The sequence below is a fragment of the Lentzea sokolovensis genome (assembly GCF_033949975.1).
GTDB lineage: Bacteria > Actinomycetota > Actinomycetes > Mycobacteriales > Pseudonocardiaceae > Lentzea > Lentzea sokolovensis.
Genome location: NZ_JAXAVU010000015.1, coordinates 14096 through 27839, shown reverse-complemented (window position 1 = coordinate 27839; position 13744 = coordinate 14096). Strand labels below are relative to the sequence as shown.

The window sequence follows — 13744 nt, the reverse complement described above, 5'->3', positions numbered from 1 at the left end:
TAGATGCCGATCCGTACCAACCGCGGCCGTGCCGCGGTCTACCGCAGGCTGTGGGGCTGGCCGCTGCGTTCCCCGCGGCACCTGGGCGCCTCGATCATCATCTTCGTGGTGCTGGTCGTCACGCTCGGAGTGGTCATCCCCAAGGTGCTCGACCGCAAGGCCACGGACCCGTCCGCGGCCGGTCAGACCTCGGCGTCCTCGTCGGGCACCCAGGTCGGTCAGCTGCCGGGCAGCAGCGGCGTCTCGCTGCCGACCAAGCAGCCACCGCCCACGAACGCCGCGTCGGCCGCCCCTCCCGCGGCGGACGCGCAGCTGATCGCCGAGCTGTGGGCGGAGAACTGGATCAAGCCGCCGCCGGACAACGACGTCACCAAGTGGCTCGCGCAGCTCCGTCCGTACACGACGGAGGAGTTCCTCGCGCAGATGGCGACGATCGACCCGAAGAACGTGCCGGACAAGATCACCCAGAAGGTCGCGGCCAAGCGGTCGACCGTGTCGTCGGCGGACTTCGAGGTGGGAACGGACACCGGCAAGGTCGTCATCACGTTGATCAAGCTCTCGCCCAGCAACGAGTGGCGGGTCAACGGCTACACGAAGGCGGGCTGACCCATGCGCCTGATGCTGCTGATCGGGGCTCTCGCCGCGGTCGTCGTGATCGCGGTGGCGACGTCGGGCGTCTCGCAGGTGGTCAGCAACTCCACGAATCCCGCTGCCGGCGGCAACGTCCTGAAGATGAGCTGCAACGCGGCCATCGGCCCGTGGGACGCGGGTGGCGGTGCGGCCAGGGGACAGGCCGACGCGGCGCGCCTCAACGAGGAGCAGCGCAACATCGTCGCGCGGATCATCTCCATCGGCCAGGAGCGCAAGTTGCCGCCGCTCGCGTGGCAGATCGCGATCCAGGCCGGCATGACCGAGTCGGGCCTGCGCCCGTTGAACTACGGCGACCGCGACTCGCTCGGCATCTTCCAGATGCGTCCGTCGATGGGCTGGGGCACCCCCGCCGAGGTGATCGACCCGACGTACGCGATCAACAAGTTCTACGACGTGCTGCTGAAGGTGCCGGACTGGGAGAACAAGCGGCCCGGTGACTCGGCGCAGGCGGTGGAGCGCTCGGCGTTCCCCGACCGGTACCACAACTGGGAGTCGATGGGGGCGTTCCTGCTCAGCGAGCTGGGCGCGATCAGCGACCCGGCGGGCTGCGGCTCCGGCGCGGGGGAGTTCCTGCTGGCGTCGAACGCGGCGGGCATCGCGATCCAGTTCACCAAGGAGCAGCTGGGCGAGCCGTACCTGTGGGGCGGCAACGGCCCGGACGCGTGGGACTGCTCCGGCATCCTGGTGAAGGCCTTCGGCGCGGCCGGTGTGAGCATCCCGCGCGTCGCGAACGACCAGTACGAGAAGGGCGGCGCCCACCTTCCGGTGCGCGACGCCCAAGCCGGTGACTTGATCTTCTGGGCGTACAACACCGCGGACCCGCGCTCGGTGCACCACGTCGGCATGTACCTCGGCAACGACGAGTACATCCACGCCCCCCAGACGGGTGACGTCGTGAAGATCAGCAAGATCAACTGGAATTATCAAGAGTTGATGCCGCTGGCCGTCCGGCCGGGCGTGTAGATCGCGGGGAGGCGCTGCATGTTCAACCACGACCCCATCCCGAGGCCTTCCGGACCACCCGCGTCGAGCACACCAGTGCGTGACTACGTGGCGGCCGGTGCTCCGGGAGTCTCTGCCGACTACGTGGTGATCCCGCGTGCGCTGGCCGAGGCGATGCCGTTGCCGTGGCAGCAGCACCTGGTGCACCTGCTCGCGGACTTCCACCGGACGTACGGCCACCTGAAGTGGCCGGTCTACCGCGTGGTGCCGTCGCGCTACGAGAAGCTCGCCGATCTCGACGAGGAACAGCTGGCCGAGGTCGGCGCCATCATGGAGATCGACTCCGACGGCTCTCTCGTCTACCGGGACCGTTCCGGACGTAAGATCGAGAACGCCGAGGACCGCACGGTGCTGGTCTCGTGTTTGGACCCGATCCCGTCGGAGTACGCCAACGCCAACCAGTCGACGCCGCCGCGGGGATTCCCGGCGCCTTTGGGAGGCGAACGCAGATGAGTGACAGCAGTGGTTGGTACTTCTGCCTGACCCACCAGACCGTGGAGCAGGGCAAGGGCTGCAAGGGCCCTGACCGGATGGGCCCGTACCCGGACGAGGCCACCGCGGCCCGTGCCCTGGAGATCGCCAGGGAACGGACCAAGGCGGCCGACGAGTCCGACAAGAAGTGGCGCGGCGACGACGAGGACTGACTCGTCGGTACATAGTCTGTGCGGGTGGCTTCCCTGGTGATCCGCACGGGCCGTGCGGACGTGTCCTTCGACGGCATCCGCACCGAGTTCAGCCTGCCGTCAGCTTTTGACGCGGCCGTGCTCGCCGAGGCAGAGGCGGCGATCTCCCGTTCCGCGGGAGATCGCCCCGACCTCACCTCGCTGCCGCTGGTGACGATCGACCCGCCCGGCGCCAAGGACCTGGACCAGGCGCTGTGCGTGCTGAAGTCCGGTGACGGCTTCGTCGTGCACTACGCGATCGCCGACCTGGGGTTGTTCGTGACGCCCGGCGGCCCGTTGGATCTTGAGGTCCGGCGGCGCGGTCAGACCATCTACCTGCCTGACGGCAACGTGCCGCTGCATCCCACCGTGCTCTCCGAGGGTGCGGCCTCTCTCTTGCCTGGCGTCGTGCGGCCCGCGGTGCTGTGGACGTTCACCTGCGGGGCTGACGGCGTTCCGACGGCTGTCGAGGTGCGGCGGGCGTTGGTGCGGTCCACGGCCCAGTTCGACTACGAGTCGGTGCAGAAGTCGTTCGACGCGGGCGATCCGCACCCGTCCGTGGCGGCGCTGGCCGAGTTCGGGCCGCTGCGGCGGGCGTTGGCCCGTCAGCGCGGCGCGATCGAGCTGCAGCTGCCCGAGCAGGAGATCGAGTCCGACGGGGACGGCTGGAAGCTGGTCACCAGGCCGCGCGCCGCGGTGGACTCGTGGAACGCCGAGATCTCGCTGATGACCGGCATGGCCGCCGCGTCGATCATGCTGGAGGCGCGTGTCGGCATCCTGCGCACGCTGCCCGACCCGGACCCTGCGGCCGTGGCCTCGTTGCGCAAGGACGCGGCGGCGCTGAAGGTGGCGTGGCCCGCGGACCTGTCGCCCGGTGCGTTCCTGGCCGGTCTGGACGCTTCGACACCGGAGGCGTTGGCGCTGTTCACGGATGCCACGCGGCTGCTGCGCGGTGCGGGCTACTCGGCGTTCAACGGGTCGGTCCCCGAGATCGTCACGCATGCGGGTGTCGCGGCCCCGTACACGCACGTCACCGCGCCGCTGCGCCGCTTGGTGGACCGCTTCGCCACCGAGGTGTGCCTGGCGGTCAGGGCGGGACAGGAGCTGCCGTCCTGGCTGGCCGAGGCGCTGCCGCAGCTGCCGGCGCTGATGGGGTCCTCGGACTCGCTGGCGTCGAAGGTGGAGCGGGCGTCGCTGGACCAGGCCGAGGCGTGGGTGCTGGCCGGACGGGTCGGGCAGGAGTTCGACGCCGTCGTGCTGCGGTCCGGCGACAACGACGCCGAGGTGTTCGTGTCCGCTCCGCCGATCCTCGCCAAGTGCACCGGGAAGCGCCTGCCGGAAGGTGAGCGGATTCGCGTCCGGCTGGACGAGGCCGACCCCGCGCAGCGGCGCGTCCGGTTCAGGGCGGTGTGAGCGGCGAGCCCAAGGTCACGTTGGGCAGCCCGCTTCCGGCGGGTCGTGTGAAGATGCAGGGGTGACTGACATTCGTGACCTCACCGTCGGCGTCCTGGGCGGCACCGGAGCCCAGGGCAAGGGCCTCGCCATCCGCTGGGCCAAGGCGGGCCTCAAGGTGATCATCGGTTCCCGCAGCGCCGACCGGGCCGAGCTGGCGGCCAAGGAGATCGTCGAGATCGCCGGCGGCGACGTCCGGGGCGCGGACAACTCCGACTGCGCCGCAGACTCCGACATCGTGCTGGTCGCGGTGCCGTGGGACGGGCACGCGGACCTGCTGGCGTCCCTGCGCGACCAGCTGGCCGGCAAGATCGTCATCGACTGCGTGAACCCGCTCGGCTTCGACAAGCAGGGGCCGTTCGCGCTGCCGGTCGCCGAGGGCAGCGCGGCCCAGCAGGCCGAACTCCTGCTGCCGGAGTCCAAGGTCACCGCCGCGTTCCACCACGTGTCCGCCGTTTTGCTGGCCGACCTCGCGGTGTCCGAAGTGGACATGGACGTGCTCGTGCTGGGCGACGACCGCGAGGCCACCGACACCGTGCGCGAACTGGCCGAGCTGGTACCGGGCTTCCGCGGCGTCTACGGCGGGCGGCTGCGCAACGCGCACCAGGTCGAGGCGTTCACCGCGAACCTCATCGCGATCAACCGCCGGTACAAGACCCACGCCGGCCTGAAGATCACGGGCGTCTGATGCTTCCCGTCGACGACCTCGGTGAGCCGGTCCCGCTCGACCAGCCACGACGCGTGGTCAGTCTGGTGCCGTCGATCACCGAGGCCGTCGCCGTCAGCGTGCCCGACGCCCTCGCCGGGGCCACGGACTACTGCACCCATCCGTCCGATTTGGACGTTCCACGCGTCGGTGGCTCGAAGTACCCGGACGTCGACAAGGTCCTGAGCCTGAAACCGGACCTCGTGATCGCCAACTCCGAGGAGAACCGCGCCGAGGACGTGGACCGGTTGCGCGCCAACGGCGTCAACGTCTGGGTGACCGAGGCGCCGAAGACGGTCCCGATGGCCCTGGCCTCGCTCAGGAGGCTCTTCGGGCTCGGCTGGGACCTCGAACCGGAGTGGCTCACGAAGGCAGAAGACCTCTGGCGCGAGACGGCACCGGCGAAGCTCACGGCGTTGATCCCGGTCTGGCGCCGCCCGTGGGTGGTCGTCGGCCGCGATACTTTCGCCACCGATGTGTTGCGGCGCTTGGGAATCGAGAACGTATACGCCTCCGACGAGGAGCGCTACCCGCGTCCGAGCCTGGAGCAGCTCAACGACAGGCGCCCCGACCTGGTGATCCTGCCCGACGAGCCGTACGTGTTCACCCACGAGGACGGCCCGGAGAGCTTCCCCGGGCTGCCGTACGTGTTGGTCAACGGCCGGCACCTCACCTGGTACGGGCCTTCGCTCGTAGACGCAAAAGCTGGTCTCCAGAGGGCACTCGACTACGGCCAGGGTTGACAACCACGGGTGGATTCGCGGAACTCCCGGCGCTGCCAGGATTCTCGGCCATGGGGAAACTAGCCGCGATCATCGCGACAGCCGCCGCCACCGTCACGCTCACCGCCCTCCCGGCCAGCGCCGAACCCGTCGTCGTCTACCAGCTCGCGGGCAGCACCCGCTGCCTCGCCGACACCGGCAGCAACGTCGTTCTGAAGCCGTGCAACGAACTCTCCGACGAGCAGCGCTGGATCGTCCCGATAAGCGGTGGCGTCGACTGGCCGCACAACATGGCCACCGACAAGTGCCTCGGCGCGACCGCCGCCGGTGACGTGCTCGGCCAGGCCTGCACGACGAGCGCCGGCCAGCGCTGGCGCCGCGTCGCGTCTGGTTCCTCGTTCCAGTTACGCAACGTGGGCACCAACAAGTGCCTCACCGCGCAGGTGACGGTCGCGACCTGCACGACGTCGAGCGCGAAGTGGAACGGCCTCCGTTAGTGGCGTGACCCGGCTCGTTGGCGAGCGCATTCACGCTCAGCAGGGCGCCTCGCGGCACCGCCCCCACGCCCCCATACGACTCCGGTATGAGGACGCGGGGGCGGCACCACGATGCACCCGTCTGACCGCGAATGCGCACGGCAACGTTCCGGGCCGCACCACTAATCCCGGAACCGATCCGTCGCCGCCAGCAAAGCCGCGAGGATGCCGGGCTCGTCGTACGCGTGCCCGGCATCCGGCACCAGCACCAGCTCCGACTCCGGCCACGCCTTGTGCAGGTCCCACGCCGACACCGCGGGCGTCGCGATGTCGTAGCGGCCCTGCACGATCACGCCGGGAATGTCCTTGAGCCGCACGGCGTCCCGGATCAGCTGCCCCTCCTCGAACCACCCGTGGTTCACGAAGTAGTGGTTCTCGATCCGCGCGAACGCCAGGGCGTACTCCGGCACGGCGAACTCCGCCACCAGCTCGGGCCGCGGCAGCAACGTCACCGTCGCGCCCTCCCACGTGCTCCACGCGACCGCCGCCGGCCCGTGCACCTCGGGATCGTCCGAGGCCAGCAGCTTCGCGTACAGCTCGACCGGATCGCCGGAGAGACCGGCGAGCGGCTCGCTGAACTTCTCCCACAGATCGGGGAATAGGTTCGCCGCCCCGCCGCGGTAGTACCAGTCCACTTCGGACGAACGCAGCGTGAAGATCCCGCGCAGCACCAGCTCCGACACGCGCGACGGATGCTTCTCGGCGTACGCCAGCGCCAGCGTCGACCCCCAGGACCCGCCGAAGACCTGCCACCGGTCGATCCCCAGCGACGTCCGCAGCAGTTCCATGTCGGCCACGAGGTGCCAGGTCGTGTTCAGCGACAGATCACCGGACATCGACGCGTGCGGCAGCGAACGCCCGCACCCGCGCTGGTCGAACAGGATGATCCGGTAGGCGGACGGGTCGAAGAGGCGCCGGTGCGACGGCGAGCAGCCGCCGCCGGGGCCACCGTGCAGGAACACGACGGGCTTGCCGTCCGGGTTGCCGCACTCCTCCCAGAACACGAGGTTGCCGTCACCGGTGTCCAGGTGGCCTGACGCGTGGGGCTCGATCTCCGGGTACATGGGCCTATCGTCGGACACATGGCGCAGTTCTCGCAGGAGACCTCCACCACGGGGGCGTTCGTCCGTCAGCCGAACCGCTTCACCGCGCGGCCGGAGCCAGAACCCGGCCGCTACCGGCTCGTCGTCAGCCTCGCCTGCCCGTGGGCGCATCGCGCGGTCATCGTCCGCAAGCTCCTCGGCCTCGAAGACGCGATCTCCCTGGCCGTCGTCGACCCGATCCGCGACGAGAAGGGCTGGCGTTTCCAGGGCACCGACCCGGTCCTGGGCATCGACCACCTCAAAGAGGCCTACGACAAGGCCGACGGCAACTACGAGGGCCGGGTCACCGTCCCCGCGCTGGTCGACACCACCACGGGCGAGGTCGTCACCAACGACTACCCGCAGATCACCCTGGACTTCAGCCTCAAGTGGCGCCCGGAGAGCACCCTCTACCCGGAGCACCTGCGCCAGGAGATCGACGCCTGGATCGAGCCGATCTTCCACCACGTCAACAACGGCGTCTACAAGGCCGGTTTCGCCACGTCACAGGAGGCGTACGAGGAGGCTTACACGGCCCTGTTCACCGGACTGGACCGCATCGAGGAGCACCTGACCGACCACACCTACCTGGTCGGAGAGCAGCTCACCGAGGCCGACATCAGGCTCTGGACCACGCTCGTCCGGTTCGACGCGGTCTACCACGGCCACTTCAAGTGCAACCGGAACAAGCTCACCGAGATGCCGAACCTGTGGGCTTACGCGAAACGCCTCTACGCGCAATTCGGGGACACGGTCGACTGGGACCACATCAAGCGCCACTACTACGTGACGCACCACGGCATCAATCCGACCGGAATCGTGCCGGCGGGCCCAGACCCGGAGGTCTGGACCCGCTGAGCGGTCAGTGGAAGGTGTGCTCGGGGCCGGGGAACTGCTGCCCGCGCACCTCGTTGGCGAACTCGGTGGCCGCGCCGAGCATGATGTTGCCGATGTCCGCGTAGCGCTTGACGAACCTGGGCGCCTTGCCGCGGTTCAGGCCCATCATGTCCTGCCACACCAGCACCTGGGCGTCGGTGTCCGGACCGGCGCCGATGCCCACGGTCGGGATGACGAGGTCGTGCGTGATCTGCTTCGCGACCTCGGCGGTCACCATCTCCAGCACGACCGCGAACGCGCCCGCCTCCTGCACCGCCAGCGCGTCCTGCACCACGACGTCGTGGTTGTCGTGACGCCCCTGCACGCGGTAGCCGCCCAGCTGGTGCTCGGACTGCGGGGTGAAGCCGATGTGCGCCATGACCGGGATGCCCGCGGCGGTGATCGCCCGGATGTGCGGCGCGAAGTACGCGCCACCCTCCAGCTTGACCGCGTGCGCCTGGCCTTCCTTCATGAACCGGACGGCCGTCGCGACGGCCTGCTCGACCGACACCTGGTAGGAGCCGAACGGCAGGTCGGCGACAACGAGGGAACGCTTGACCGAACGCGTCACCGCGCGTACCAGCGGTACGAGTTCGTCCACCGTGACCGGCAGCGAGGTCTCGTTCCCGTAGACGGTGTTCGACGCCGAGTCGCCCACCAGCAGGACGGGGATTCCGGCTTCGTCGAAGATCGAGGCGGTGAACGTGTCGTACGAGGTGAGCATGGGCCACGCCTCGCCACGTTCCTTCATCTCACGCAGGTGATGAACGCGGACCCTCTTGGCCGGGGGCTTCTGGCCCGCTCCGGAGCCGTAGGGCGCGGAAACATCGGCAGTGGTCATCGTCGACCGGTCCTTTCCTCGAGGCCCGCATCAGCAGGTCCCCGGGCGCTTGGTGCACGGTTGCCGAACTCCAGAGTGGCACCGTCAGGCGGAAACGGAATGCAGATGCGGTTACCGTCACACGCGTGGCCGCACGAATCACCGAACTGGTACTCGACTGCACCGATCCCGAACGCCTTGCCGCCTTCTGGGGAGAAGTTCTGGGCTACGAGATCCTCGACCGCGACGACGTGTCGGTGGAGATCGGACCGGAGGACAAGCGCACGACGCTGCTGTTCCTGCGCAACCCCGACCGCAAGCTGCAGAAGCTCCGCCTGCACATCGACGTGCGGGCGACCGACCGCGAGCAGGACGAGGAACTGGAGCGTCTCCTCGCGCTCGGTGCCACGCGTGCCGACATCGGTCAGGGCGAGAACGTGAGCTGGTACACGCTCGCCGACCCGGAGGGCAACGAGTTCTGCCTGCTCAGTGGTCGGGTAGACCCCTGAGCACCTCCCGGACGGCCATGACCACGGCGTCCGGGCGATCCATCTGAATCATGTGCCGACTGCCGGGCACCGGCACGTTGCGTCCCCACGGCACGAGGGCGGCCAACGACCGGTGCTCCGGCCACACCTTCCGTCCGGCGGTGAGCACGAGGAACGGCACACGCGGCAACGGCCGGCGTGCCCGCAGCCGTTCGAGCGTCGCCACCTGACCGGGGTACGACGCGAGCTCCCAGAGCACCGCCCGCCCGACACCGGGCCGCCGGTAGACGAGTTCGACCAGGTCAGAGGGTGCCGGATCCGTTACGCCGAGCGTCGAGACGGCGGTCAGCAGGTTGCGGAACGAGTGCCCGTACCGCCGCGTGAACCGGGCGCCGAGCCAGCGGCTGCCGAACGCCCGCACGCCCTGCGCGACCACCGCCGACAGGTCGAACGGGGCTCCCGCGCCCGGCGCCTCGGCGTCCGGATCGAGCAGGATCACCCCGTCGACCCGATGCGGACGCAGCCGCGCGTAGGCCTCGACGTGCATCGACGCCATCGAGTGCCCGACCAGGATCGCCCGAGGCACGCCGCGCAGCACCGCGTCGAGCACCGCCACCTCCCGCGCCAGCGACGGCCCGCGCCGGGCAGGACCGCTCAGTCCCAGGCCTGGCCGGTCGAACACGATCACCCGTGCGAGTGGTTCGAGCAGGCGGACGGTCCGGTCCCAGTCGAACCACGCCCCGCCCAGGCCTGAGCTGAGCACCACGACGGGTGCCTCGACACGCCCGGAGGACGCGACATGCACTCGTCCGGCCGAAGACGGAATCATGGCGGTCATCGGCTGACCTCGGGAGATGCAGTGGCACCGGCGTGGAAGTGGAAGACCGCGGGCACGATCGCGACGATCGTGCAGCTAGCCGGGGCGTTGTCGCTGCTCAGAGTGATCCTGCCGGAGGACAGCTGGTTCACCGACGTCGCGGACGGCATCGGGTACTTCTTCGGTCTGCCGATCGACGGCAACCTGTTCATCGCCATGGTGTTCTTCGTCCTCGGCGCCGCCCTGCGCAGGCACAAGCGAGCGGCGCTGTGGACGCTGCTGCTGTTCCAGGTCATGGGCCTGGTGCTGGTCGGCTTCATCATGGTCATCCTGGCCCTGGCGCCTGAAGAAATCCTGGATGAGGGCGAGAAGCCGCACTGGGTGTTTCTCGGCGTCGGCGCCGCGACCTCGCTTCTGTTCGTCGTGCTGCTGTTCGTGGTGCGCGAGGCGTTCCCGGCCCGCGTCGCCCGTGGTGCGTGGCGGCGGGCGCTCGCGTCGTTCGTGCTGGGCATGATCGCGCTGGTCCTCCTCGGCTGGGGCCTCGCCGAGATCTTCCCCGGCGAACTCGTCGAGCAGCTCGACAAGGTCGCGTGGGCGGCGAACCAGGCGACGGGTGAGGTCGTCCGGCTGGGCAGGCTCGACATCCCCGAGGGCCCGCAGTGGCTGAGCGTGCTCCTCGGCCTGGGCGGCACGCTCGTCGCGGCCCGCGCGATGTACATCTTCTTCCGCGGTGTCCGCACGCAGAGCATGATCACCGCTGACCAGGAGCTGGACGTGCGCCGGCTGCTGGCGTCCGACGGCGAGCCCGACTCGCTGGGCTACTTCGCGACCCGGCGCGACAAGAGCGTCGTGTTCGCGGCGTCCGGCCGCGCGGCGTTGACCTACCGGGTGATCGGCGGCGTGACGCTGGCGTCGGCCGACCCGATCGGCGACGAGGAGCACTGGCCGGAGGCCGTGCTGGCGTGGCTGTCCGAGGCACGCACCTACGGCTGGATGCCCGGTGTTCTCGGTGCCTCCGAACGAGGCGCGCAGGTCTACTCCGACGCAGGCTTGAAGGCGTTGGAGATCGGCGACGAGGCGATCCTGGACGTCCGCGAGTTCAACCTGGCCGGTCCGGAACGGCGTGGGCTGCGTCAGGCGGTGTCGCGCGTCGAACGGGCCGGGTACACCACGCGGGTCCGCCGCCACAGCGAGATCGCGCCGGACGAGATGGCGTCCATTCTGGACCTGGCCGAGGCCTGGCGCGGTGCCGAGACCGAGCGCGGGTTCTCGATGGCGCTGGGGCGTCTGGGAGATCCGAGCGACGGCCGGTGCGTGATGGTCGAGGCCTACGACGCCTCGGGCGCTCTGCGCGGCCTGCTGTCGTTCGTGCCGTGGGGTCGCCGGGGTGTCTCCCTGGACCTGATGCGCCGCGACCGCGGGGCCGAGAACGGCCTCAACGAGTACATGGTCGCCCAGCTCGCGGCTGCCGCCGGGCACCTCGGCGTGCAACGGATCTCGTTGAACTTCGCGATGTTCCGCGCGGTGTTCGAGGAGGGCGAGAAGATCGGCGCCGGCCCGGTGCTGCGGGCGTGGCGGCGGGTGCTGTCGCTCGCCTCGCGGTTCTTCCAGCTGGAGTCGCTGTACCGGTCGAACGCCAAGTACCTGCCGGAGTGGGAGCCGCGTTTCCTCTGCTACCAGCGCTCCCGTTCGCTGCCGCGGGTCAGCATCGCCGCCGGTGTCGCCGAGGGTTTCGTGCCGTCGCTGCGGTCGTTGCGCAAGCGGGCGCTGCAGAAGACCGACGTGAGCTCCGAGTTCGCGCTGAAGGTCGCCGAGATCGACGCGATCCGGATCGAACCGAAGGCCGTGCGCAGGCCGGAGCAGGTCCGGGTGCGGATCGCGAAGGTCGAACGGCTTCTGTCCCAGGGCGTCGACCCTTATCCGGTCGGGTTCGCTCGCACGGATCTCCTTGCGGGCGCACGGGAACGCTTCGGCGAGGACGTGTCGGTGACCGGACGCGTGGTGGCGCTGCGGGAGATGGGCAAGCTCTGCTTCGCGCGGATTCGGGACTTCAGCGGCGAGATCCAGCTGATGCTGTCCATAGACGCGCTGGGTGACGCGCTGGCGTCGTGGAAGTCGGACGTCGACCTCGGCGACCACGTCGGCGTGACCGGTCGCGTGATCAAGTCCGACCACGGCGAGATCTCCGTGCTGGCCTCGTCCTGGACGATGACCGCGAAGTGCCTGCACCCGTTGCCGGACAAGCGGAAGGGCTTCACCGACCCGGAGGCCCGCGTCCGCCAGCGCTACCTCGACCTGGTCGTGAACCAGGACTCGGCGCACCTGCTGAAGCTGCGCAGCGACGTCATCCGCAGCGTGCGGGAGTTCCTGCACGCGCAGGAGTACCTCGAAGTCGAGACGCCGATGCTGCAGGCCGTGCACGGCGGTGCGAACGCACGGCCGTTCGTGACGCACATCAACGCCTACGACATGCGCATGTACCTGCGGATCGCTCCGGAGCTGTACCTGAAACGGCTGTGCGTCGCGGGCGTGGACCGGGTGTTCGAGCTGAACCGCAACTTCCGCAACGAGGGCGCGGACGCCACCCACAACCCCGAGTTCACGATGCTGGAGGCCTATCAGTCCTATGCGGACTACCGGGTCATGCTCGACCTGGTCCGCACGCTGATCCAGCACGCGGCGCGCGAGGCGTTCGGTTCCGAGGTCGCGCACCGGCCCGACGGCACGTTCGACCTGTCGGGCCAGTGGCCGGTGATTCCGGTCTACACAGCGGTTTCCGCGGCCCTGGACGCCTCGATCACCCCGGACACGTCGGTCTCGGAGCTGCGGTCCCTGCTGTCCGCGCGAGACGTGGAGATCAACGACGACTGGGACCACGGCCAGCTGGTGCAGGAGGCGTACGACTCGTTCGTGGAGGCCGGCACCGTCGGCCCGACCTTCTACATCGACTTCCCGACCTCGGTGTCGCCGCTGACCCGCCAGCACCGCGTCGACCCGCGCCTGGCCGAGCGGTGGGACCTCGTCGCGTTCGGCGCGGAGATCGGCACCGCCTACTCGGAGCTCACCGATCCCTTGGAGCAACGGCGCCGGCTGGAGGCGCAGTCGCTCAAGGCCGCGTCCGGTGACGTCGAGGCGATGGAGCTGGACGAGGACTTCCTGCGGGCGCTGGAGCACGGCATGCCGCCGACCGGTGGGCTCGGCATGGGCGTCGACCGGTTGCTGATGATGCTGACCGGCACGTCGATCCGGCAGACCGTGCTCTTCCCCTTCGTCCGGCCTCAGTGATCCAGGTACGCGAGGACGGCCTGGACGCGTCGGTCGCCGGTGCCGTCCTCGCTGTTGAGGCCGAGCTTCAGGAAGACGTTGCCGATGTGCTTGTGCACGGCTCCCGCGCTGAGAACGAGCTTCTCGCCGATGGCGGCGTTCGACAGTCCCTCCGCCATCAGGCCGAGGACCTCGCGCTCCCGCGGTGACAGCACGCTGAGCGCGTCGTCCGCCTTGCGCCGCACCAGAAGCTGCGACACGACCTCGGGGTCGAGCGCCGTGCCGCCGTTCGCGACGCGGTGCAGCGAGTCGAGGAAGTCCGCGACCTTGCCGACGCGTTCCTTGAGCAGGTAGCCGACGCCGCCGCCTCCCGCACCCGCGAGCAGTTCGTGCGCGTAGCTCTGCTCGACCCACGCGGACAGGACCAGCACCGCCAGTTTCGGGTGCCGTCGCCGTGCTTCCACCGCGGCCCGCAGGCCTTCGTCGGTGAACGTCGGCGGCATCCGCACGTCGACCACGGCGATGTCCGGCTCGTGCTCGGCCACGGCCTTCAGAAAGTCGTCCGGGTTGTCAGTCGCCGCAGCGACTTCGATGCCTTCGTTGCGCAACAACAACGTGAGCCCCTCGCGGAGCAACGCGTCGTCTTCGGCGATCACGATGCGCATG

The 13744-nt window shown here is 69.4% G+C and carries 15 protein-coding genes; 11 read left to right on the top strand and 4 right to left on the bottom strand.

Annotation, left to right across the window (positions count from 1 at the left end; genetic code table 11):
* The first annotated feature begins 3 nt into the window (after positions 1 to 3).
* The 8 genes from SK854_RS38490 (at position 4) to SK854_RS38455 (ending at position 5692) form a co-directional block, all read left to right on the top strand.
* Positions 4 to 606, top strand: a complete 603-nt coding sequence (locus SK854_RS38490; protein WP_319980080.1) for a hypothetical protein — start codon at positions 4 to 6, stop codon at positions 604 to 606.
* A 3-nt stretch (positions 607 to 609) separates the two neighbouring features.
* On the top strand, positions 610 to 1614 hold the full coding sequence (locus SK854_RS38485) for a C40 family peptidase (protein WP_319980079.1): 1005 nt from the start codon (positions 610 to 612) through the stop codon (positions 1612 to 1614).
* A gap of 18 nt (positions 1615 to 1632) precedes the next feature.
* Positions 1633 to 2106 carry a hypothetical protein gene (locus tag SK854_RS38480; RefSeq protein ID WP_093602180.1) on the top strand — a complete coding sequence of 158 codons (474 nt, stop codon included), beginning with the start codon at positions 1633 to 1635 and terminating at the stop codon, positions 2104 to 2106.
* Positions 2103 to 2297, top strand: coding sequence for a hypothetical protein (locus SK854_RS38475; protein ID WP_030481005.1), 195 nt, complete (start codon positions 2103 to 2105; stop codon positions 2295 to 2297). The genes SK854_RS38480 and SK854_RS38475 overlap by 4 nt, the downstream gene beginning before the upstream one ends.
* Before the next feature lie 24 nt (positions 2298 to 2321).
* Positions 2322 to 3728 carry an RNB domain-containing ribonuclease gene (locus SK854_RS38470; RefSeq protein WP_319980078.1) on the top strand — a complete coding sequence of 469 codons (1407 nt, stop codon included), beginning with the start codon at positions 2322 to 2324 and terminating at the stop codon, positions 3726 to 3728.
* A 61-nt stretch (positions 3729 to 3789) separates the two neighbouring features.
* A complete protein-coding gene (gene npdG, locus SK854_RS38465; RefSeq protein WP_319980077.1) occupies positions 3790 to 4455 on the top strand; it encodes an NADPH-dependent F420 reductase in 666 nt (221 codons plus the stop codon).
* Positions 4455 to 5216, top strand: a complete 762-nt coding sequence (locus tag SK854_RS38460) for a helical backbone metal receptor (RefSeq protein ID WP_319980076.1) — start codon at positions 4455 to 4457, stop codon at positions 5214 to 5216. Before npdG ends, SK854_RS38460 begins: the two co-directional genes overlap by 1 nt.
* 50 nt (positions 5217 to 5266) lie before the next feature.
* Positions 5267 to 5692, top strand: coding sequence for an RICIN domain-containing protein (locus SK854_RS38455; protein ID WP_319980075.1), 426 nt, complete (start codon positions 5267 to 5269; stop codon positions 5690 to 5692).
* Between the two features lie 161 nt (positions 5693 to 5853).
* Here the strand turns inward: SK854_RS38455 and pip are convergent, their stop codons facing one another.
* Positions 5854 to 6795: a prolyl aminopeptidase gene (pip, locus tag SK854_RS38450; protein ID WP_319980074.1), complete on the bottom strand. Its 942-nt coding sequence runs from the start codon at positions 6793 to 6795 to the stop codon at positions 5854 to 5856.
* An 18-nt stretch (positions 6796 to 6813) separates the two neighbouring features.
* Here pip and SK854_RS38445 point away from each other — a divergent pair, with 18 nt between their 5' ends.
* On the top strand, positions 6814 to 7671 hold the full coding sequence (locus SK854_RS38445) for a glutathione S-transferase family protein (protein ID WP_319980073.1): 858 nt from the start codon (positions 6814 to 6816) through the stop codon (positions 7669 to 7671).
* A gap of 4 nt (positions 7672 to 7675) precedes the next feature.
* On the opposite strand, the gene panB is transcribed toward SK854_RS38445, so the two are convergent.
* A complete protein-coding gene (gene panB / locus SK854_RS38440) occupies positions 7676 to 8530 on the bottom strand; it encodes a 3-methyl-2-oxobutanoate hydroxymethyltransferase (protein ID WP_319980072.1) in 855 nt (284 codons plus the stop codon).
* Between the two features lie 125 nt (positions 8531 to 8655).
* Between panB and SK854_RS38435 the strand changes: the two genes are divergently transcribed.
* Positions 8656 to 9018: a VOC family protein gene (locus SK854_RS38435; protein WP_319980071.1), complete on the top strand. Its 363-nt coding sequence runs from the start codon at positions 8656 to 8658 to the stop codon at positions 9016 to 9018.
* Here SK854_RS38435 and SK854_RS38430 read toward each other — a convergent pair.
* Entirely contained in the window at positions 8996 to 9835 is an 840-nt protein-coding gene (locus SK854_RS38430; RefSeq protein ID WP_319980070.1) for an alpha/beta fold hydrolase, read from the bottom strand. The genes SK854_RS38435 and SK854_RS38430 overlap by 23 nt on opposite strands.
* Between SK854_RS38430 and lysX the strand changes: the two genes are divergently transcribed.
* Complete coding sequence (gene lysX / locus SK854_RS38425) at positions 9797 to 13099, top strand: bifunctional lysylphosphatidylglycerol synthetase/lysine--tRNA ligase LysX (protein WP_319980069.1); 3303 nt, start codon at positions 9797 to 9799, stop codon at positions 13097 to 13099. The two genes, SK854_RS38430 and lysX, sit on opposite strands and share 39 nt — an antisense overlap.
* On the opposite strand, the gene SK854_RS38420 is transcribed toward lysX, so the two are convergent.
* Complete coding sequence (locus SK854_RS38420; protein WP_319980068.1) at positions 13093 to 13743, bottom strand: response regulator transcription factor; 651 nt, start codon at positions 13741 to 13743, stop codon at positions 13093 to 13095. The two genes, lysX and SK854_RS38420, sit on opposite strands and share 7 nt — an antisense overlap.
* Position 13744 lies beyond the last annotated feature (1 nt).